Below are 21,724 nucleotides of genomic sequence, written 5' to 3'. Positions count from 1 at the left end.
AATTAAAACAAAAACGATAATGAAAGGCGTATTATTAGTAAATTTGGGATCTCCCGAAAGTCCCGCACCAAAAGATGTTAAACCGTATTTAGATGAATTTTTAATGGATAAATACGTGATCGATGTTCCGTATTTATTGAGAGTTTTATTGGTTCGCGGCATTATTTTAAGAAAAAGGCCAGAAGAATCTGCGCACGCTTATGCGAAAATCTGGTGGGAAGAAGGTTCTCCATTAGTTGTTCTTTCAGAAAGAATGCAGAAAAAAGTACAGACTTTAGTAAATGTACCGGTTGAACTTGCAATGCGTTACGGAAGCATGACAATCGAGAAAGGACTCCAGCAATTGCATGATAAAGGCGTTACTGAAGTACTGCTTTTTCCGCTGTATCCGCAATATGCAATGGCTTCGACTTTGACTATTTTGGTAAAGGCCGAAGAAATCCGCAAGAAGAAGTTTCCACACATTACATTTACTGATGTTCCGGCATTTTATAACAAACCGGATTACATCAAGAATTTGGCAGATTCAATTCAAAAACATTTAGTTGGTTTTGAATATGATCATTTGTTGTTTTCTTATCACGGAATTCCAGAGCGTCACATTCGCAAAACCGACGTTACAAAATCACATTGTAAAATTGACGGTTCTTGTTGCAGTGCGCCATCTCCGGCACACGATTTCTGTTATCGTCACCAATGTTACGAAACAACAAGGCAAGTTGTAAAATTATTAGGGCTTCCCGAAGATAAATACAGTCTGACATTTCAATCGCGTTTGGCGGGAGATAAATGGTTAGAGCCTTATACTGATATTGAAATTGACAAAATGCCGGCAAAAGGAATTAAAAATCTGGCTGTTGTAACACCTGCTTTCGTTTCGGATTGTTTAGAAACGCTCGAAGAAATCGCCATGCGCGCCAAAGAAGATTTTGAGAAAAATGGAGGGGAAAATTTCCTGGCTATTCCCTGTTTGAATGACGACCAGAAGTGGTGCCAGACTGTTAGCAACTGGATTAATGAGTGGGCTGAATAATGCTAAAATAACAATAGGGAATATTGGAGCTTTCATTATTAATATATCAATTCGCCTCTTGTATTCATTTTAATTTATTTTTTTACCTCTTTTAAAACCAAAAAGAATATTAAAGCGTAAATGACTTTATAACTTAAAAAAAGTAATTATGAAAACTAGAAAATTTTTAGCAGCAGCAATCCTGGCATTAGGATTTGGATTGACATCATTTGCACAAAAAACAGTAATGGTTGGTGGAGCAGCTATGTATCCTAATAAAAATATTATAGAAAATGCGGTAAACTCAAAGGATCATACCACCTTGGTAGCAGCAGTAAAAGCAGCAGGATTAGTTGAAACTTTACAAGGTAAAGGCCCATTTACTGTTTTTGCACCAACAAATGAAGCATTTAGTAAATTGCCGGCTGGAACTGTTGAAACATTATTGAAACCTGAGAATATTAAATCATTACAAACTATATTGACATATCATGTAGTGGCCGGTAAAATGAATAGTTCTGATATTGCAAAAGCAATAAAAGCTGGTAAAGGAAAAGCTTCTTTAAAAACAGTTAGCGGCGGAACTCTAACTGCCTGGATGGATGGAAAAGATTTGTACATTAGTGACGAAAGTGGCAATAAAGCTAAAGTTACAATTTCAGATGTAAATCAATCTAATGGTGTCATACATGTAGTGGACGCAGTACTGCTTCCAAAAATGTAGTTTGCTGAAAATAAATTACAATTAAGCCCTGAAATTTCAGGGCTTTTTATATAATTACTATGCGACAAAATAGTAATAGTCAATTGTATTAGAGATTTTGATTACCATTTTATTGCCAGCTCAAAACTTTAAATATAAGGAATTGATATCTTTTTTTTGCAAAAGATTAAGGCTGTCTCTTTTTATTTTTGGTAAAATAATACATAAAACTAAATATATTTTTGCTTCAATCCCCAACAGTACATCTAAACCAAAACTCTAAAGCCAATGAAAGACAAACATTACATGTAGTAAGCCAATTTCTTCAAATCATCCAAAAATGATGTTGTAATTTGTCCCGTTGAGGTCACTCTTAAAAAAACGTTAAAACATCAGTTTTAGCGTTTTTTTTATGCTTTTTTCATATAATTTAACCCGCTTTAACTTACAAAAATAAGAGATTTGTTAATCCAGTAAGGTTGACTTGACTGGATTCAAACCAAACTTAAACACTCTAATACAGCATTATACAAACACCAACTATCTTTAACTTAACAAAAATTCATCCAATAAAAGTCTTAAATTTTAAATTTAATTAATTTAGCGATCTGTACTCCAACGGTGAATATCCCGTAATCTTTTTAAATGATCGCGTAAAATGCTGTGGATACTTAAAACCTAATTCATAAGCAATTTCACTTACAGACTTGCTTGCATCCATAATTCTTTCTTTTGCAAGGTCCACGATTTTCAAATGAATATATTCCATTGCCGTTTTACCGGTTTCTTTTTTAACCATATCTCCAAAATAGTTAGGCGAAAGAAACAATTGTTCTGCACAATAAGCAACACTGGGCAATCCGATAGTCTGCGGCTTGTCTGAATTGAAATAATCTTTTAACAGGTTATCAAATTTTTCAATGTTAGTACGGTTTGCATCATTACGTGTTATAAACTGTCTATCATAAAAACGAACGCAATAATCAAGGAACAATTCAATGTTTGCCGCAATTAGTTTTTTACTGTGCTTATCTGTTCCCTGCTCCAATTCATATTTAATTTTATCAAAACAATCAAGTACAATCTTTCTTTCTTTTTCAGATAAATGTAAAGCTTCTCTGGATTCATACGAAAAAAACGAATAATCATCAATATGCCTGCCAAGTGCTGTTCCGTGTATTAGGTCAGGATGAAATAATAAAGCAAAGCCCTGAGGTTTGTAATTTTCATCAATATTTACATTAATAATTTGTCCGGGTGCTACAAACACTAATGTTTTGTCCTGATAATCATAGGTACTGCGTCCGTATTTAAGGTCACCACACTGAACATCTTTTAAATAAACTGCATAAAAACCAAAACTCATACGTGATGCATAAACCTCGGGGAATGTTTCACTAAAATCAATGACACTAACAAGTGGATGCAGATTTTCTTTATGATAAAAAGTATCATGTTCACTCACAGTATCAATTCTTTGTATCTTTTCCATAACTTTTCTTTTAAAATCTAAACAAATTTAGAGCAATTAATCAACCTATTTTAAATCCCAAGGCCAAACCTGTAAAAATGGTATGTGAATCTGTATTTTGTATAAGTTTTCACAACCGTAACAGCCTGAACTTTGCATTGTAAATAATTTAAGAAAGAAATCATGAATAAAATGAATGGAAAAGTGGCATTAGTGACCGGTGCTGCATCAGGATTAGGATTTGCAACTGCAAGAGCATTTGCACAACAAGGAGCTTCTGTTGCTCTTGTAGACTGGAATGAAAAACATGTTAAAGAAGCTGCTGAAAAACTTGCAGCGGAAGGATACAACACAGTTGCTATACAATGCGATGTGTCTAACGATAAAGAAGTAGAATCAATGGTAATTAAAACTATCGCCACATTCGGAGGTTTAGACTACGCGTATAACAATGCAGGAGTTCAAAATGAATTGGCAGAAGCTGCAGACCAGACCTTGGAAGATTTTAATCGTGTAACTAGTATCAACTATCAGGGGGTATGGAGTTGTATGAAATATGAACTTCAATATATGCGCAAACAAGGAAGTGGTGCAATTGTAAACTGTTCTTCTATCGGTGGGATTCGTGCGGGTGCTCAGCGTGGTGTATATCATGGTGCAAAACATGGCGTTATAGGTTTAACCAAAAGTGCTGCTGTAGAATATGCCAGTCGAGGAATTCGAATCAATAGTGTAAGTCCAGGTCTTTTTCAAACCTCAATGTCTGATCAAATGATCGCGGCCGGACAAAAAGAAGCATTAGATGGTATGCTGGAAATGGTGCCTATCGGCAGATTAGGACTTCCTGAAGAAATTGCAAGTACTGTAATTTTTCTTTGCAGTGATGATGCCAGAATGGTTGTAGGACACAATTTGGTAGTAGATGGAGGTTTAACTGTATAATATTTTAAACAAATTCCGATGAGAAAAATACTTTTATCATTTATAGTAGTTCTATTTTTTCAACTGAATAGCTGGTCACAGCAAAATCATTCAACTACAATCTTTACTAAAGGCAAGCAAATAACAGCTAACTTTACGGGAGTAGTTTGGGTACAGCAGCTTGTGGCCAAAGATAGTATTTTTAATCTTGTTGCCGGAAATGTAACTTTCGAAGCTGGTGCCCGCAGCTATTGGCATACACATAATGCAGGTCAAATCCTTTTAGTTACCGACGGCATCGGCTACACCCAGGAAAAAGGAAAACTGATTCGGGTTTTTCATAAGGGCGAAGTAATTATCTGTCCGCCAAATGTAGAGCATTGGCATGGTGCTTCGCCCGGAAGTTCGATGACACATATTTCTATAAATCCGAATGCAGATAAAGGCGTGGTAACTTGGCTGAGACCAGTAACAGATCAGGAATACAACGGTCTCAGAAGTAATAACTAAACTTATTTCTATGAAAACTCTATTCTCTTTAGCCGTTTTTATTCTTATAACAAACATTAAAGCACAAAACAAGATGGACAATCAAAATTTAGACTCTAAACAAAAGAGTATTGTTAGTATATCAGCATTGACTGCGACGGGCAGCCTCGATCAATTAAAAATGGAGTTAAATACAGGTCTCGATAACGGACTAACCATTAATGAGATTAAAGAAGAATTGGTACAGCTTTATGCTTATTGTGGTTTCCCTAGAAGCCTTAACGCTATTAATACCTTTATGGCTGTTGTCGATGAACGAACAGCTAACGGCAAAAAAGATATTGTAGGCAATGACGCATCCCCGATAAATGATAACCAAAAGTATCAGACAGGAAAAAATACTTTACAAAAACTAACGCACAGAGAAGAAAAAACGCTTAGCGGCGCAAATGCTTTTGCACCTGCTATTGATGTTTTTTTAAAGGAGCATCTGTTTGCAGATATTTTTAGCCGTGACGTTCTTAACTACCAGCAGCGCGAACTTATTACTATTGCTGCATTGGCTGCCATGACTGGTGTAGAGCCACAATTGCAGGCACATATTGGCATAGGCTTAAATACAGGTATTACTGAAAATCAATTAATAGAAACTTTTTCGGTAATTGATGAAAAAATCAATAAAATGCAAGGAGAGTTAGCGCGTCAGGCATTAGAAAAGGTGTTAGCTGCAAAAAAGCAATAAACAAAAATCGAAAACAATAAAGATTAACCAACAGTAAATTCTATTCTATGAAAACTAAACTTTTATTAATCAAAATACTAATTTTCAGCATCATGATATTTACCATTGGCAATACAAAAATTTTTGCGCAACAGGATAAAAGAAAAATACGGATTGCCAAAATAGAAGTTTATCCTTCTTTTCTAAATGAATATATAACAGCACTTGCTGAGCATGCAGAAACTGCCGTTAAGGTCGAATCCGGAGTACTCGCACTTGAGGCCGTCTATGATAAAAAACAGCCGGAATTGGTTACCGTTTTTGAGGTATATGCCAGTGAAGAAGCGTATCAGATACATTTAAAAACACCGCATTTTCTTAAGTACAAAAGCGGAACATTAAAAATGGTTAAATCTTTAGAACTTATAGAGGTCTCTCCTATTGCCCTTGAGATTAAACCTGAATTAATTGAAAATAAATCGTATGGAGGAAAAGAAAAATAATCCATCTAGAAGAATATTTATTAAACAGACTGCTATTGCTGGTTCTGGACTATTGTTTGCAGGACCATTACAGCTTTTCGCACAACCAGATAAAACAGAATTTATGAGCCCAAATATAAAAACAAAAGGATATGCAGGTCGTGATACAAATAGTAACTTAGCAGTATGGAATTTTGAACGCCGTGCAGTTGGAGATAATGATATGCTTATTGATATAAAATTTTCAGGAATCTGCCATTCAGATATTCATACTATAAAAGGCCATTGGGGCAAACAGGTTTATCCGCAGGTTCCCGGACATGAGATTGCCGGAATTGTAACTGCTATTGGTAAAAATGTCACTAAATTTAAAGTGGGAGACAAAGCTGGCGTAGGCTGTATGGTTGACAGCTGCATGGAATGCATTAGCTGTAAAAATGGCGAAGAGCATCATTGCGAAACCACAGGAATGGTAGGAACATACGGAGCATCAGACAAGACCTCTCCATCAGGAATTACCCAAGGCGGTTATGCCAATAATATTGTTGTAAGAGAGCATTTTGCTATTAAAATACCGGAGAATATTAGTCTTCAAAATGCGGCGCCTTTGCTTTGTGCAGGCATTACCACTTATTCGCCTTTAATGAAAGCTAATTTCCTGAAAGGAGATAAAATTGGTGTAGCAGGAATTGGCGGTTTAGGACATCTTGCAATAAAACTTGCTGTGGCAAAAGGTGCTGAAGTTTATGCTTTTACAACAAGCGAAAGTAAACGTCAGGATATTTTAGATTTTGGAGCTAAAGAAGTGATCGTAGTAGATTCTATTGATAAACTAAAGCCATATAAAGGAAAACTCGATTATATGATATCAACTATTCCGTATGCTTACGAGCTTTCTGACTATGCAGAATGCGTAAAGCCTTATGGCAGTTTTACGCAAGTTGGCCAGCCTATTAATGGGGAATTTAAAATAGATAATGCTAAGTTCTTTTTTAGCCGTGTCAATTTTAATGCCTCACTAATTGGAGGTATTCCCGAAACGCAGGAAGTGATGAATCATTGCGCGCAAAATAAGATATATCCGCAGATTGAAATAATTAAAGCATCAGAAATTAACGAAGCATGGAATAAAGTGGTAAACAAAGAAGCCCGATATCGTTATGTAATTGATATAGCAACCCTTTAAAAGAAATTATTATGAGTGATAAAGAACAAAAGAAAACAGCACCAGAAGGGTTTGGTCCTGTCGCAACAGATTACTTTACTGGCACTGGCTGGCTAAAAATGAGAGTTATACCAGATGAAGTTACAAACTGCAGTATTGGCGAAGTAATTTTTGAACCAAACTGCAGAAACAACTGGCACACACATCCAAGCAATCAAATGCTTATTGTTACAGAAGGTACAGGTTATTATCAGGAAGAAGGCTCTCCTATTCGCCAGATAAAAGTTGGTGATATTGTCAATGTTCTTCCAGGAATTAAACACTGGCACGGTGCAACACCAAACGGTAGGTTTGCTCATTACGCCATAGGTATTAATACTGAAAAAGGTATAGTAGACTGGCTTGAGCCTGTTACTGACGAACAATACAACAGTTTTGAATAAGTTAGTTCAAATTATTGCATTAAAATTGATAAGTATCATTTGTTTCAATGCAATAAGCTTAAACAAATAATTGCAAAATTATGTTTTTTTCTTAGATAGATTATGATGTGAATTTTCCAAAAATATTTTATTAATTTTATCTGATAACTAAATAGATGAAAATCAGAAGCTAGCTCTTCCTTAAAATATTAATAATAATTTTTTAACGTTTTTTAACATTTAACGCTAACGATAGTTACAAACCGCTCCTGAGTCAAAATACAAAATAATTATCTTACAAATCAACTTGAAAATAAGTCAATTTCTTTAAATCATTCATAAAATGATTTATAAATTGTGAACTAAACGTCACTTAAAAAATTGAACAATCCCTATGTATTTGATACATAGGGATTTATTTGTTTGTACTAGGATTCAAACATTCTTTCTACTCAATTTACAAATCACTAATAATCAATTAAGTATATTTTAATTAAAAAATTATGATACCCTCATGAACTAATTCACTTCCCATAAACTTCCCAATAATTTATTGGGGAAGTTTAAATCTTTAAATCTTATGAAATGAAAGAAAAAATATTTACAATTGAGAATATCTATTTTATTATACTTATTGCAATCATTACATTTTGGTTAACAATGGTTACTGCAAAAGGAAGCTTAACAAATAATAGAAGAAAATGGTGGAAGCGATTAACGGAAAGAGGAAGGATAGCTTGTTATATAGGATTATTATTAGCTCTTATTTTAGCACTTCAGGAATTCAATAACCAAAGAATTTCATATAACAATAATATTGATTTAAAAAATGCACAGGACTCAAGTGCTACTATGATAACCCAAGGCGTAAAAAAAGGTGTTAAAACAGAAACAGACAAACTTTTTGAAAATCTAACAATTGCTTTTAAAAAACAAGGTTTACAATACGATTCAATAAAAAATACAGTAACGAAGATTAAAGACTCTGTTAAAACAACAATTATCAATGGAGAACCTCCATTGATAGAATTTGTAAATATTCAGATTATTGATAGTTCATACTTTAGAAATAACTATACTATAAGATTCACTCTTAAATCTCTTAATTCAGTAAGTTATAACACAGATTTAATAATAGAAAGTTTTGGAATTTTTAGTGATAGAAAAATTGATTATATGGGCAATGTAAGAATTTTATCAAAAACTACACTTCCAAAGGAAATTTCTTTTTATCAAAACATGATAGTTGAAAAGGATTCATCTTTTATCTTTTATGCTTTCAGATTAAGAGGTTTTTATTTTAAACATGATAAAACAAAAATTACAATTGATAAATTCTATACACTAGAACCAAAAGCAAAAAAAGATAATGTGAAATATACTACTCCTGAAATGGAAAACGATTTAAGAAATTATATTAAAAAGAAGAATATTAAATAATACTTCCCACAAACTTCCCAACACATGATAACACATATTGATTTACAACTATTTACGCATAAGGTTTATTTCCAGTCGAGGTCACAAAGCCAAATGGCGCCAATTGAATTCAATTGGCGCCATTTTTTATTTGGTGAGGAGGAATCGAAAGGTATCGAAATTGATTTGAATGGAAATATCACACGATAAGGGAGATACACAGATCAGAATCCCTTCTGATACCATAAACAGCATTATGGCTATTAAATTGAATCTTGAAAAATCTATTCCAAATATTTCAAGTATGGCTTATTTTGACAAATACACGGGTAAACTTTTGAAAATAAGACGTTATGAATCCTTTAGCAATGGCGATAAAATATGACGCTTAATTTACCCAATTCACACAGGAAGTATCTATGGTTATCCAACAAAAATTTTAGCCTTTTTAGTTTGCTTATTTGCGGCAACATTACCCATTACAGGACTTCTTATTTGTTTGTGAAGAAAGAAAAAAGCCGTTAGTATTTTTTCTGAAAGTAAAGATAATTTGTCGTTGTACCTTCATCTCGCAATCTTATCTGAGAATTATTAAATTCAAAAAGCTTCCAGTCAAAATTTAATTTAGAAAGCACTCCTGTACTAAAACTTATCTTTACTTCTGTAACTCCGCTTTGGACTGAACTTTCCCACTGTCCCGTTTCCGAAACTCCATTTTTGGTGGCAACTACAGATTGATCGGTTTTAAATACAAATGTATAATCACTGTAATTTGAAGTCTTAACAGTACCATCATAAAAATAGGGAATTTCCCAAGAATCTTTTGTGATGGTTGTAGAAAAATCTAGTGTCACAAGGTTATTTTCTGGGCAATAATCTATGGCATATTTAATAGCGTTTTCGAAATCCTGATTATTTGAAATCGTTTTTATCTGATTATTGTAATCAGCAATTGTGATAGGATATTTTAAAGATATGTACTGGCTTTCATTTAAATTTTTAATGAAATTAAAAAAGGCCTGGTCACTTACTATCGATTGAGAACTGCCTGCTTGATTCGCGCTGTTGTAGATATTGATAGTGATAGGATAATTGATATTCAATCCGTTGATTTTGGATAAAAGATCTGGGTAAAGATTCCAATAATCTATTAATGCATCAAAATCTGCCTGATTTGGAATAAGTTTTTCGATGTAATTGTAGTATACCATCGTTACAGGAAAATCTATTTTTACAATATCATCATCATAATTGCTTGCGTTGATATTATCCAAAACTTTCTGATAATCGGCTGTGGTATTTACTGCAATCTGTTCATTATTTACTGTAACAGTATATGGGAGTTTTATGGTGCAGTAGCTGGATCCGTCGATCATATTATCTTGTACAGTTCTAACCATAGCAACTCTTTGCAGATAAGTAGTGAGCGGAGAAACAGTAGTAATTGTCCCCTGCGAATTATTGTTTTGTTCGTCTATTTCACTTTGACAAGAAAACAATAACAACAGGAAAACTGCAATTGATAAATATTTTTTCAAAAGGAACATATTTATGTTTTTACAAAGGTAAATAAATTTTAAAAGAAACTATTTTTTAATGAACCAACATCAAAAGGTTCATAATTTTCATCTATACTAAATTATCAAAAACCAATAGCATTTTATTACTCAATAAAACAATCATCTTTACTTTTACCCTACTTAAATTAAAAACAAATACTTTTGCGCTTTACAAACTGAAACTCTAAATGCCAGATAAAAACCAATCTAATACCTGCGATGAAATCATTTTTTCGTCTTTCTTCAAAAGTCATGTAAAAGCACTTCGGAATTTTCTTTTTTACAAATTTGGAAACGCAGAACAAGCAGAAGATGTAACTCAGGAAGCATTTGTAAAGCTTTGGCAGAATTGTGCTTCTGTACCTTTAGAAAAAGCAAAATCATACCTTTATACGATTGCAAACAACAGCAGTCTTAATCAAATTGCACACCAAAAAGTAGTTTTGAAATATGAAAAAAACTTCAGCGGTTTAGACAAAACAAACGAAAATCCAGAATATCTCTTGGAGGAAAAACAATTTCAAGCCAAACTTTTAAAAGCAATCGAAAACTTAAACGAAAAACAGCGCACTGCCTTTTTGATGCACAGAATTGACGGAAAAAAATACAGCGAAATCGCCATAGAGCTCAACATTAGTGTAAAGGCTGTGGAAAAACGCATTCATTTGGCGTTGTTAAGCTTACGTAAAGAAATTGATTTATAAAAAGTAGGGTAAATTTAGTTCTAATTGTTTTAATTAAATAATACGATAAAATGAAAAAAAATCGCTTATTAGCAAAATGGCTCAACGACGATTTGTCTCCGGATGAATTGGCTGAATTTGAGGCAAGCCCCGATTTTGAAAAATACCAAAAGATAAAAAATTATACCGCTCATCTTGAAACAGGTGATTTGGATGAAAATGCTATGCTGTCTGCTATTTTAAGTCAGAAAAAAACAGCACCAAAAGTAGTTCCGCTTTACAAAAAATGGGCATTTAAAGCTGCCGCCATATTTGTGCTGGCTCTCGGAATTAGTTTTGCGATAAAAGTTTTTGTCCCTCAAACCGAAACTGCCGATTTTGGAAAAAAGACTGCTTTTTCATTACCCGATAATTCTGAAGTGATTTTAAATTCAGGTTCTGAAATACACTATAAAAAGTGGAATTGGGATAAAAACAGACATCTTGAACTAAAAGGAGAAGCTTATTTTAAAGTCGCAAAAGGCAGAAAATTTGAAGTCCAAACGAATCTTGGAAAAGTAACCGTTTTAGGAACGCAATTTAACGTTAAAGCCAGAAAAAACAGGTTCGACGTTGTGTGTTATGAAGGTCGTGTCAAAGTAAATTATAACAACATTCAAGTTTTATTAACTCACGGTCAGAGCGTTCGTTTTGAAAATGGAAAACAGATTCAAAGAACTGTAAATGCATTACAACCAGAATGGATGAACGATCAGATTTGTTTTTATAAAGAAAATATCAGAAGCCTTCTTGATGAAGTAGAAAGACAATATAATATTAAGATTGAACTAAATACAAAAGATACTATCTCCTTGTTTACAGGTAAATTACCAGCAAAAAATCTAAATACAGCTTTGCAGATTATTAGTACAACGTATCATTTGGAGGCTAAAAAAGTATCTGACAACAAAATAATTTTTGACGAAAAATAAATGTTCCGCCCCAAACAATTTCATTTTTTGTTTTTTCTCTTTTTTCTTGCCCTGAATCTTTTTGCTCAGGACAAAGGAAAAGTGATGCCCATTAAAAAAATAATAATTGATATTGAAGAACAGCATGGTGTAAGTTTTAATTACACAGAAGATAATATTGAAGGTCTCCAATTAAATCCTCCAAAAAAATCACTTTCATTAGAACAAAAACTAGAATATTTAAGAAAAAGAACTCATTTATCTTTTGAAAATATAGGAAACAAGTTCATCAATATCTACAAAAAGAACAATGAAGCTCCAATAATTTGCGGCTATGTTTTTTCAAACATCGATAAAAAACCTATTGAGAATGCGAATGTTAGTTTAAATAATAAAACTCACATTACAACTGATTCTCAAGGGTATTTTGAGTTTAACAAAGAAGATAAAAACACTTTTATAATTAGTCATGTTGGTTTTGCCTCAAAGAGAATTACGGCAGGAAATCCAGACGCTAAAAATTGTCTTCAAATTGTATTAGAACCTGAAATTACAGAATTGCACGAAATTAAAACCAATGCGATTTTAGCTTCGGGTATTTCTAAAAACACCGATGGATCTCTTGAAATTAAACCTAAAAAATTTGGTATTCTTCCAGGCCTTATTGAACCTGACGCTTTGCAGACTATGCAGCAGATTCCGGGCGTAAACAGTCTCGATGAAAGTGTCTCAAGTATTAATGTTCGCGGTGGCACGCACGATCAGAATTTATTTTTGTGGAATGGAATACGAATGTTTCAAACGGGACATTTTTTTGGTTTAATATCTGTTTTTAATCCAAATCTTGGGCATACGATTTCTATATATAAAAACGGAAGTTCTGCCTTTTATGGAGAAAGTGTTTCAAGTGTAGTCGCCATTTCTTCTACTCCAGAAAAAGCCGAAAAAAATTCATTTAGTGCGGGAATCAACATGATTAATGCTGATGTTTATGGAAAGTATAATCTTTCTAAAAAAAGTTATATCGAAATTTCGGCGCGCAAATCGATTACTGATTTTGTAGAAACTCCTACTTATAAAGAATATTTCAATAAAGTATTTCAAAACACTACCATAACAGATTTTTCGCAGAACCAAAATCTTAATTATAAAAGCGATAAAAAATTTGGTTTTTATGATGCTACCATAAAATATGCTCAAAAAATAGGAATTAAAGATCAAATAGTACTGGATTTAATAACCATAAAAGATAACTTGGAAGTTACTAAAAGTGCTGTTTCATACAATATAAATAAAGCACAAAACAATATTTTACGCCAGCAGAATTATGGCGGAAATTTGTCTTGGAAAAGAAACTGGAATAGCTTCAACACCACAAAAATTAATGTTTACAATTCTTCCTATGAACTTCTAGCCGATCAGAAGTCAATTTACGAAAACCAGACCGTTATTCAGGAAAATACCGTAAACAACAATGGCGTGAATCTAGAAAACAATCATATTTTAAACTCTAAATTTAGTTTCAGCGACGGCTATCAATTTAATGAAATTGGTATTACTAATTTAGAGCAGGTAACTAATCCTGATTTTTATCGTAAAGTAAAAGACGTATTACGAACTCACGCTTTAATTGTAGAAGGAAAATATAATGATACCATTTCTCGAGTATATTTTAAGGGTGGAATGCGACTTAATTATATTGAAAAATTTAAAAAATATATTGCGGAACCAAGACTTCAATTGGGTTACGGAATAAGCAAAAGCCTTAATTTAGAATTGCTTGGCGAACTCAAAAGTCAAAACTCTCAGCAAATTATTGATTTGCAGAAAGATTATTTTGGTATTGAAAAAAGACGCTGGATTATCTCCAATAATGGCACAATTCCTATTCAAAAGAGCAGACAGTTATCCTTAAACTTGTTTTATAAAAAAAACGACTGGCTTTTGGATATTGAAAACTTTTATAAAAAAGTAACGGGAATAACTACTTCTAGTCAAGGTTTTCAGAATCAGCTGGAATTTGTTAGAACTACAGGTGGTTATGAAATCTGGGGAATAGAAATGTTGGTTCAGAAAAAAATAAATCACTTTCTTACGTGGTTGAGTTATACTTACAATGAAAACAATTATAATTTTCCGAATTATGAATACTCTCGTTTTCCAAACAACTTTGAGCTGACACACACTTTGTCGTGGGCGGCAATTTATGAGAAAAACAATTTCAAGATTGCCTTAGGAACAAAATGGACTTCTGGAAGACCAAAAACATCTCCAAATTTATCTCAAATTGATCTTTTTGATCCTGTACTGGTTTACAACAAACCAAACGACAGTAATCTGAATATGTTTTCTCAGGTTAATCTTTCGTCAACTTATAAGTGGGAAACCGCAGACGGAATTCAATACAAAATAGGAATCTCAATCCTAAATATTCTTGACAGAAGAAATGAAATCAGCGAATATTATAGAATTAATTCTTTAACCAATTCTATAGAAGAAGTCGATACTTTTTCATTGCAAAGAACTCCAAATCTGAGTTTTAGAGTTTCATTTTAATATCCATTCTACAAGAGTTTTAAAGCTCTCATTCTTCCTTTTTACTTTTTTTTCAAAAAATTACAATTCTTTGGTAGGGTAATCTACGCTAAGGCTGTTTCACTATAGAATCATCATTTGATTTGAGACAGTTTTAAGTATGAATACACAAGAAAATGCAACATCTAAAAAACGTCAGATCAGGTTTGCGTCAAAATACAAATCTGAAATAGTGCCCATTATGGATGCTCTTTACATTATAAACGGAAAATGGAGAATTCCAATAATCCTGACGTTTATGGAAAAGCTATTTTAAAAAAAGCGCTGAATGATTATCACATCAAAAAAAACTAAAAACAAAATTATGAAAAGAAAAAAAATAACAATTGTAACTGCGGTATTACTGTTAATGGTTTCTGCCGGAATCTACTTTTATTATGGAATAATATTTAAAGAAGCCCGAAATATAGCATCTGAAGCGCCAGATTTTAGCATAACGGCAAAAAAACTGCTTGAAGATTATAACGCTGATCCTAAAAAAGCAGATTCAGTATACCTCAATAAAACTATTGAAATAACGGGTAAAGTAACCAAAGAAACCAACTCTACAATTATACTTGAAAATACTGTTTTCTGTCTGTTTAAAGAAAAATTAAAAAATAAAATGATCAACAATAAAATGACGATTAAAGGCAAATGCATTGGTTATGACGAACTATTTATGGAAGTCAAAATAGACCAATGCACTGTCAAATAAACCAAACAAATAATAATTAATTTATGAAGAAAATTCTAGTTCCGTTCTGCCTGTTTTTAGTTACGCTGGCTTACTCACAGGATGATTTATTGAAGAGTCTTGATTCTACACAAACAGAAGAAAGCTATTCTACAGCTACTTTTAAAGCTTTACAGCTGGTAACCTTACAGACCACAAAAATGCCTGCTAAAAAAGAGTTTTATTTTGTGGTTTCGCATCGTTTTGGCACTGTAAAAGATGGTTTTGACAGTTTTTTTGGACTTGACAATGCAACCACAAAACTTGGGGGAATTTATGGTGTTACAGATTGGTTAGCTGTCAGCCTTTCGAGACATACTTTAAATAAAATGTATGAAACTGGATTAAAGTACAGATTAGCAAGACAAAACGATAATTTTCCGCTGGATATTGTTGGCTATAGCGTTGCGGATATCAATACTTTTTTAGAAAAAGACCAATATCCTGGTTTAGAATTTAAGCATCGCATGACGTATGTGCAGCAACTTTTAATATCTAGAAAAGTAAGTGAAAAATTCTCTATTGAATTAGTACCGTCTTTTTTACACAAAAACCTTTACAATCCTGATATCGAAAGAGATAATCAGTTTTCTTTTGGCGGTGGCGGGCGCTATAAAATCACAAAAAGATTATCTGTCAATTTAGAATACATGCACAATTTTGACAAACCTGACTTTTATAAAAATCCATTGTCTGTAGGTCTTGATGTAGAAACTGGCGGACACGTATTTCAATTAATTTTTACCAATTCACAATCTATGAGTGAGAGCGGATACCTTACTAATGCCTCTGGAGACTGGGGCAAAGGAGATTTCTTCTTTGGCTTTAACCTTTACAGAGTATTCTAACAATTAAAAACAATAAATCATGAAAAAAACAATCTTACTTACAATTTTATTGGCTGTATTTGCAAGCTGTAGTGATTCTGACACCTATGAGGATATCGAAACACCACCTACTACACCAACAAATCCAACAAATCCAACAACTGGGGTTACCTACAATAAAGATGTAAAATCTATTATTGACGCCAACTGTGTAAGCTGCCACTCAAGCGGAAGGTCTGCAGCTTTTAGACCGCTGACTACTTTTGCTCAGGTAAAAGCTGCCGTAGAAAGTGCTGGTTTATTAGGGAGAATCCAGCTTCAAAGTGGCCAGCAAGGACTTATGCCTCAAGGCGGAAGAATGGCTCAGGCTAATATTGATCTAATTGTGAAATGGAACACCGATGGTCTAAAAGAAAATTAATTATTATGAAAAAATCATTCATAAATTTCTTTGCATTATTGCTCGTTATAGTTGCAAACACTAGTGGATTTGCACAAAAACTAATTACAAAATCAGGGAATATAAAATTTCAAGCATCAATGCCTTCTTACGAAGAAGTCGCTGCAGAAAGCAAATCAGTATCAGCAGTTCTGGATCAGACAACGGGAGATTTTGCGAGTTTAGTTCTTATAAAAGGTTTTCGATTTAAAGTAGCATTAATGGAGGAGCACTTTAATGAAAATTATATGGAATCTGAAAAGTTTCCCAAAGCAACTTTCAAAGGTAAAATAGAAGATTTTGATAGTTCTAAAATTACAAATTCTCCTAAAAATTTTACACTAAAAGGAGATCTTACTATTCATGGAAAAACAAAAGCAGTCTCAGTGATTGTAAAAATTTCAAAAGCTCCAAACGGTGTCAATGCTATTGGCACGTTTGAAGCAAAACCAGAAGATTTTGATATTGAAATACCAAGTCTTGTGAGAAAGAAAATTGCTGACAAAATAAAGATTAATTACAATTTTTTATTAGCTAAATAATCCTATTTAAGTATCTGATTCATTCAGATTCAAAAGAGTTTTAAACATGACTAATGTTCTAGAGGCCGGTAAATGATTACGCCGGTCTCTTTTTTAAACCTTAAATTATATTAAAATGATCTGTAAAAATTATGTTGTTACCGGAGAAGATGTAAATGATTATATGGTTATGGAAGATACCGCATATATCTCATATACTGTCAGATTGTTATACCAATTTTTGTTTTGCAATGGTTTTTCCAAAGAAAAGCTTAATTACATGCATTTAGGTTTACAGGAAGGAAATCATGAATTAATCATCTATAAAAACCTAATGTTTACAGAACATTTTTTAGTTGAAATGAAGCATTGTTACTTAGCGGATAAAATCAATATTAAAAGCTGTTTTTTTAACTCGAAAAACGAGTGTTGTGCAGAAGTAATAAAAGAAGTAAAATGGTTTGACCCAATCAGTAAAGAAGTTGTTAAAACACCTAAACAAATTCTTAGACATTTTTATCCGAAAATATAAAATCCAACACATCTCCTACATGTATTTGCTTCCAAGTTTTATAATATTACGATAAAAGCCTAATATCTAAAAGATATCAGGCTTTACTTCAAAAAACGAATATTTAAATTGCTGTTAACAAGGCCAATTGCAAAAATTTTGTTTTAACTAACTCATATTTCATTTAAATTTCATAAAAGTTAAATTTTCATTTTTAACATCATTTTTTCAATTCTGGAAAGTGAAATTTCGGGATTCGCTCCAGGAGATTCAGCTACTAATGCACCTACTGCACAGGCAAAATCTATTGAATACTGAGGTTCTTTTCCACTTAACAATGAAGCTATCAAAGCCGCCAGAAATGAATCTCCAGCACCTACGGTGTCAGCAACTTCAACAGGATATCCCTCATTTTCATAAAGTCGGCCTTCCCACATTAGCAAGGCTCCGTGTTTGCCTCTCGTTACACACATTCCCGTTACTTTACTTCGTTCAGCTATAAAATTCATATTGTCCTCCAGACTTGTAAATGGCGAAGCCATAGCTGTAGTAATTTCTAATAATTCCTCATCATTAAACTTTATAAAATCCGCTGACTGCATTAGTCTTTCGAGCATTTCATATGAATAATGTGGTTTTCTTAAATTCACGTCAAAAACCTTATAGACTTTTTTTTGAAGCATTTCTTCAAGTGCCAGTCTTGAAACGTTATCTCGGCAAACTAAACTGCCATAAATTAAAACATCGGCATTAGCAACTGAATTCCTCGCCAAATCATTCAATTCAATTTTATCCCATGCAGACGGATAACTGATTTCATAACTTGCAGATCCCCGCTCATTTAAGGTCACATTGACCAAACCAGTTGGGAAATCTTCAGAAACTACAATTGTATCCGTTTCAAGTCCCAGTTGTTTCACTTGCTCTTTTATTGCTTTCCCGTCTTCGTCATTGCCCACACAGCTTATCATAGCTACTTCGCAACCCAGCGTTTTCATTCGCAAGGCTACATTCAATGGTGCTCCGCCAATCTTTTTTTCATTGGCAAAAACATCCCAAAGTACCTCTCCGTATGCCACCGCCTTAAGGTTTTTTCCGTTATTCATTCTAAAATATTTTATTATTGTTCTTATTCAGGCTGGGTTATCTGAAGATTTGAGATTGTGCTCGTTTGTCCTTCAGCAATTAAACCCCATTTGTTTTTGTCTCTTCCGTAAATGCGATTTGTGAGCGCTGCTTTTCCGTTTATGTAAACTACGACAACACTTTCTTCAGCAATTATTTCAACATCATATTTTACATTCGTCTGAAATGCAAATGGCAAACGCGTTACTTCCTGTAAAGCCGAATTATAACCGCTTATTTTACTATTAGCAATATCCAAAACCACTTTATAGTAACTTCCTGTATCATTGGTATGAAAAACAAATCCTGTTGTTCCTGAAGCTTTCGCTAAAGTAATTTCTGCTTTTATTTTGACTTTTTTTCCAAAACTTTTAAAAGTAACCATTGCTTTTTCTGTTTCTCCGGACAAAGAATAAGTTCCATTGCTAGCTGTTGCATTAGAAGTAATTGCATCTACTTCTGCAGTAGGATTCTTTTTCAAAAATAAATCCTTAACCGACTTCGGCGATTGAGTTCCTAAAGTTCCATCTGAATTCTGAGTTAATTCATGAATGACCATATTCCCCGCCCAATCTTTATTTCCTAAATCATTTTCAGGCGTTTTTCTGGCATTCCATCCAAAAACATATCTTTTATTTCCGTCAGAAGCTGTTTTTCCTGCATAAAAATATTCTCCATCAATTCGGTCATTTTCGGGTTTTACCCACGGTCCATTTATTGATGATGAAATTCTATAATGCGTTCCTTTGTTTCCGCTCCAATTCTCAGAAAAAATTAAATACCAATTGCTTCCCATTTTGAAAATATCCGCACATTCCATCATCAGATAGTTATCCTCAGGAGTTGTCGTATAAATCGGAGCTTCTACATTCCATTTTCCTGATGCAGGATCTGCGCTTGTAAAATGCAGCAAAACGGCTTTTCTTCCAGGTTCTGTCTGTGTACTTACTAACATGGAATATTTTTTCAATTCATCATTATAAAACACATGCGGGTCTCTGAAATCATAATTGTAGTAGCCCGCCGGAGCTGTAATTTTAAAAGATGGAACTTTTGTCCAGTTTTTTAAATCACTGCTTGTTGCGCACAACACACTTTCTCTGGCATTGGACTGAACAAAAGCGGGATTTTCATTGTGCCCTGTATAATAGAAATAATAAAGATTGCCCACTTTGACAACTGATCCTGTGCCAATAGCAAAATCAGGTTCAAGCATTGTACCATATGGAATGGTTTGACCTTCATAAGTAAAATGCGCCAAATCTGTACTTTGATATTCATGAATATCATGAAACCCTTTTCCGGCAGGTTTATTTTGTGCATCATGTAGAAAGTAAATATGGAATTTTCCGTTATCGAAAAAAGGTATAATATCTCCGGTATAACCCGCACTGTAATATGGGTCGTTTGCGCCCATCCATTGCGCGGGCGGAACAGGAAAAACACTAGTTATTTCAGAATTTCCTCCTGAAATCGAACCTCCAATATACGTTTCATCCTGACTGCATGAAGCCAGTGAAAAGAAAACGAAGGCGATTGTTATTATATTTCTATATTTCATTTTAGTTAAATTCAAGGTGGATTATTTTGCCGCTAGATAATTGATACTGTTTTGTGTCAGCAGTTTAATGTTTGTAATAAACTCGTTTGCCTGACTTGGCATACCGCTGCTATTGGTTTCATTGTACCAATCATAAGCTCCCATAGAAATAACAATTACATTTTTATTTGTACTCGTGTTCGGGAATTCTGCAATTGTTACTCTTCCGTTCAGTTCATTATCCCAGGCTTCACTTGCCAGATTGGTTCCTCCTGTTTGGTTTCTCCAACCTTCTCCATTATTGTAGCCTCCCCATTCCGGTAAAAACCACCACGCTGTATGGTTTAATCTGAAAGTTCCACTTTGCAGTAAATTGGCTTTTCCTGCTTCAAAAGTGGTTAAGCCCTGGAATATTGGATGACCTTCATGACCAACAAATGACATTCCCCATGAATTTCCGTCTACAAATCCATTTGGAGGGAAATCACCAAAAACATTATTTGGTCCTTTTCCTGACGGAACAATTCCTAAAGCATCGACATATTGCGAAGCAAAAGAAGTCAAAAGCAAGTTTCCGCCATTTGTTCTGAAATTTTTCAAAGCATTGGTAACCGTAGGATTATAAGCCACAGAAGGTAAATTTGCAGCCGAATCAAAATGCCACCAAATGACGTCGATATCACTTAAATCGGCACCATTTTGTATACTTTCGAAGGAAATGTATTTAGCACCTGGGAAATTATCAAACAGCCAGTTTGAAGCTGTAACTTCATCCATATTTGTAATTCCTGATCTTGTAGCGGCAGTTCCTAAAAACGCCACAGTTAATCCTGTTACCGGAACTCCAACATTTGCTGTATAATTAACGCTTTTTCCGTTTGATGTTATTACAAAAGTAAATGCATTTGTAAAATCAACTGTTGCTCCTGAAGCAGGTGAAATCGTAACACCAGTAGTTGTTTCAATTACTGGTTTTAGCGCTGTCAAATCTGTATTTTCAGGAAGAGTCATATTAATGGTTTTGCTAATGTCGTTTACAGTCGCTGCAACGCCATTAATTGTAAAACTCTTAATTGGACTCAAAACGGTTGTGGTTACCGTATAATCTTTATATAAATTGCCATTAACCACTCTGAATTTTACTGGATTTGTAAAATTCATCGTCGAATTTAATTCCGGATTTGATGTTGCGCCATCGACAAAAACAACTTCCGGTTTTATAGCTGTTATGTCAGATCCGTAAGGCATTACCACAGTAATTTTTCCTGTTGTCTGATCAATGCTTCCTGAAACTCCATTTAATTTGAATGACAGTACATTTGAAGGCGAACTCACATCAAATCCGCCAGTTTCAAAACTATTTTCGCAGGCAGTAATCATAAAAATCATTGCCAATACTATAGACACTTTGGTCCAATATTTATTTAAAGCTTTTTTCATATTGCTGATTCTTT

General features: G+C 33.6%; 26 protein-coding genes. 21 read left to right on the top strand and 5 right to left on the bottom strand.

The genetic code is table 11. From position 1 onward, the window contains the following. Positions 1-19 precede the first annotated feature (19 nt). Together hemH and DM444_RS22630 are read left to right on the top strand one after the other, a co-directional pair. Positions 20-1,033, top strand: coding sequence for a ferrochelatase (hemH, locus tag DM444_RS22635; RefSeq protein ID WP_109193287.1), 1,014 nt, complete (start codon positions 20-22; stop codon positions 1,031-1,033). Between the two features lie 148 nt (positions 1,034-1,181). Next, positions 1,182-1,736: a fasciclin domain-containing protein gene (locus DM444_RS22630; protein WP_109193286.1), complete on the top strand. Its 555-nt coding sequence runs from the start codon at positions 1,182-1,184 to the stop codon at positions 1,734-1,736. Positions 1,737-2,310: 574 nt separating this feature from the next. Here the strand turns inward: DM444_RS22630 and DM444_RS22625 are convergent. After that, positions 2,311-3,207, bottom strand: a complete 897-nt coding sequence (locus DM444_RS22625) for a helix-turn-helix domain-containing protein (protein WP_111290874.1) — start codon at positions 3,205-3,207, stop codon at positions 2,311-2,313. Positions 3,208-3,369: 162 nt separating this feature from the next. Between DM444_RS22625 and DM444_RS22620 the strand changes: the two genes are divergently transcribed. The 10 genes from DM444_RS22620 (at position 3,370) to DM444_RS24015 (ending at position 9,310) form a co-directional block, all read left to right on the top strand. After that, positions 3,370-4,128: an SDR family NAD(P)-dependent oxidoreductase gene (locus DM444_RS22620; RefSeq protein ID WP_111290872.1), complete on the top strand. Its 759-nt coding sequence runs from the start codon at positions 3,370-3,372 to the stop codon at positions 4,126-4,128. Positions 4,129-4,146: 18 nt separating this feature from the next. Beyond that, positions 4,147-4,617: a cupin domain-containing protein gene (locus DM444_RS22615; protein WP_111290870.1), complete on the top strand. Its 471-nt coding sequence runs from the start codon at positions 4,147-4,149 to the stop codon at positions 4,615-4,617. A 10-nt stretch (positions 4,618-4,627) separates the two neighbouring features. Further along, complete coding sequence (locus tag DM444_RS22610) at positions 4,628-5,338, top strand: carboxymuconolactone decarboxylase family protein (RefSeq protein WP_111290868.1); 711 nt, start codon at positions 4,628-4,630, stop codon at positions 5,336-5,338. Positions 5,339-5,385: 47 nt separating this feature from the next. Beyond that, positions 5,386-5,820, top strand: coding sequence for a putative quinol monooxygenase (locus DM444_RS22605; protein WP_111290866.1), 435 nt, complete (start codon positions 5,386-5,388; stop codon positions 5,818-5,820). Continuing rightward, positions 5,801-6,985: an NAD(P)-dependent alcohol dehydrogenase gene (locus DM444_RS22600; RefSeq protein WP_111290864.1), complete on the top strand. Its 1,185-nt coding sequence runs from the start codon at positions 5,801-5,803 to the stop codon at positions 6,983-6,985. Before DM444_RS22605 ends, DM444_RS22600 begins: the two co-directional genes overlap by 20 nt. Before the next feature lie 11 nt (positions 6,986-6,996). Further along, positions 6,997-7,407: a cupin domain-containing protein gene (locus DM444_RS22595; protein WP_111290862.1), complete on the top strand. Its 411-nt coding sequence runs from the start codon at positions 6,997-6,999 to the stop codon at positions 7,405-7,407. Between the two features lie 564 nt (positions 7,408-7,971). Then, positions 7,972-8,826: a hypothetical protein gene (locus DM444_RS22590; RefSeq protein WP_111290860.1), complete on the top strand. Its 855-nt coding sequence runs from the start codon at positions 7,972-7,974 to the stop codon at positions 8,824-8,826. A gap of 24 nt (positions 8,827-8,850) precedes the next feature. After that, positions 8,851-9,015, top strand: coding sequence for a hypothetical protein (locus tag DM444_RS23710; protein ID WP_162615032.1), 165 nt, complete (start codon positions 8,851-8,853; stop codon positions 9,013-9,015). After that, on the top strand, positions 8,996-9,190 hold the full coding sequence (locus DM444_RS23950) for a hypothetical protein (protein ID WP_239455776.1): 195 nt from the start codon (positions 8,996-8,998) through the stop codon (positions 9,188-9,190). Before DM444_RS23710 ends, DM444_RS23950 begins: the two co-directional genes overlap by 20 nt. A 6-nt stretch (positions 9,191-9,196) precedes the next feature. After that, positions 9,197-9,310, top strand: a complete 114-nt coding sequence (locus DM444_RS24015; protein ID WP_317048492.1) for a PepSY-associated TM helix domain-containing protein — start codon at positions 9,197-9,199, stop codon at positions 9,308-9,310. A gap of 16 nt (positions 9,311-9,326) precedes the next feature. Here the strand turns inward: DM444_RS24015 and DM444_RS22580 are convergent, their stop codons facing one another. Continuing rightward, entirely contained in the window at positions 9,327-10,352 is a 1,026-nt protein-coding gene (locus tag DM444_RS22580) for a hypothetical protein (RefSeq protein ID WP_111290858.1), read from the bottom strand. A 200-nt stretch (positions 10,353-10,552) separates the two neighbouring features. On the opposite strand from DM444_RS22580, the gene DM444_RS22575 reads away from it, so the two are divergent. The 9 genes from DM444_RS22575 (at position 10,553) to DM444_RS22540 (ending at position 17,626) form a co-directional block, all read left to right on the top strand. Further along, a complete protein-coding gene (locus DM444_RS22575; RefSeq protein ID WP_109193278.1) occupies positions 10,553-11,068 on the top strand; it encodes an RNA polymerase sigma factor in 516 nt (171 codons plus the stop codon). A gap of 50 nt (positions 11,069-11,118) precedes the next feature. Further along, complete coding sequence (locus DM444_RS22570) at positions 11,119-12,018, top strand: FecR family protein (protein WP_111290856.1); 900 nt, start codon at positions 11,119-11,121, stop codon at positions 12,016-12,018. 27 nt (positions 12,019-12,045) lie between these two features. After that, positions 12,046-14,553 carry a TonB-dependent receptor gene (locus DM444_RS22565; RefSeq protein ID WP_239455775.1) on the top strand — a complete coding sequence of 836 codons (2,508 nt, stop codon included), beginning with the start codon at positions 12,046-12,048 and terminating at the stop codon, positions 14,551-14,553. 139 nt (positions 14,554-14,692) lie between these two features. Continuing rightward, entirely contained in the window at positions 14,693-14,848 is a 156-nt protein-coding gene (locus DM444_RS23705; protein WP_162615031.1) for a hypothetical protein, read from the top strand. A 48-nt stretch (positions 14,849-14,896) separates the two neighbouring features. Next, entirely contained in the window at positions 14,897-15,289 is a 393-nt protein-coding gene (locus tag DM444_RS22560) for an OB-fold protein (protein WP_111291218.1), read from the top strand. Positions 15,290-15,312: 23 nt separating this feature from the next. After that, positions 15,313-16,155: a DUF5777 family beta-barrel protein gene (locus DM444_RS22555; protein ID WP_111290852.1), complete on the top strand. Its 843-nt coding sequence runs from the start codon at positions 15,313-15,315 to the stop codon at positions 16,153-16,155. A gap of 19 nt (positions 16,156-16,174) precedes the next feature. Continuing rightward, the gene (locus DM444_RS22550; protein WP_111290850.1) at positions 16,175-16,555 is read left to right on the top strand and encodes a cytochrome c; all 381 of its coding nucleotides are present in this window, start codon (positions 16,175-16,177) and stop codon (positions 16,553-16,555) included. A 5-nt stretch (positions 16,556-16,560) separates the two neighbouring features. Beyond that, positions 16,561-17,115, top strand: coding sequence for a YceI family protein (locus DM444_RS22545; RefSeq protein ID WP_239455774.1), 555 nt, complete (start codon positions 16,561-16,563; stop codon positions 17,113-17,115). Positions 17,116-17,230: 115 nt separating this feature from the next. Continuing rightward, complete coding sequence (locus tag DM444_RS22540; protein ID WP_111290846.1) at positions 17,231-17,626, top strand: hypothetical protein; 396 nt, start codon at positions 17,231-17,233, stop codon at positions 17,624-17,626. Between the two features lie 179 nt (positions 17,627-17,805). Here DM444_RS22540 and DM444_RS22535 read toward each other — a convergent pair whose 3' ends face one another. From DM444_RS22535 to DM444_RS22525, 3 genes are read right to left on the bottom strand one after another with little or no spacing between them, the layout of a single operon-like run. Continuing rightward, the gene (locus DM444_RS22535; RefSeq protein ID WP_111290844.1) at positions 17,806-18,711 is read right to left on the bottom strand and encodes a carbohydrate kinase family protein; all 906 of its coding nucleotides are present in this window, start codon (positions 18,709-18,711) and stop codon (positions 17,806-17,808) included. A 23-nt stretch (positions 18,712-18,734) separates the two neighbouring features. After that, entirely contained in the window at positions 18,735-20,291 is a 1,557-nt protein-coding gene (locus tag DM444_RS22530) for a glycoside hydrolase family 32 protein (RefSeq protein ID WP_111290842.1), read from the bottom strand. A 21-nt stretch (positions 20,292-20,312) separates the two neighbouring features. Next, positions 20,313-21,710: a DUF4960 domain-containing protein gene (locus DM444_RS22525; RefSeq protein WP_111290840.1), complete on the bottom strand. Its 1,398-nt coding sequence runs from the start codon at positions 21,708-21,710 to the stop codon at positions 20,313-20,315. Between the last annotated feature and the right edge of the window lie 14 nt (positions 21,711-21,724).

It is taken from the genome of Flavobacterium ginsenosidimutans, assembly GCF_003254625.1.
Classification (GTDB): Bacteria; Bacteroidota; Bacteroidia; order Flavobacteriales; family Flavobacteriaceae; genus Flavobacterium; species Flavobacterium ginsenosidimutans.
This window is presented reverse-complemented; position numbering and strand designations above follow the sequence as displayed.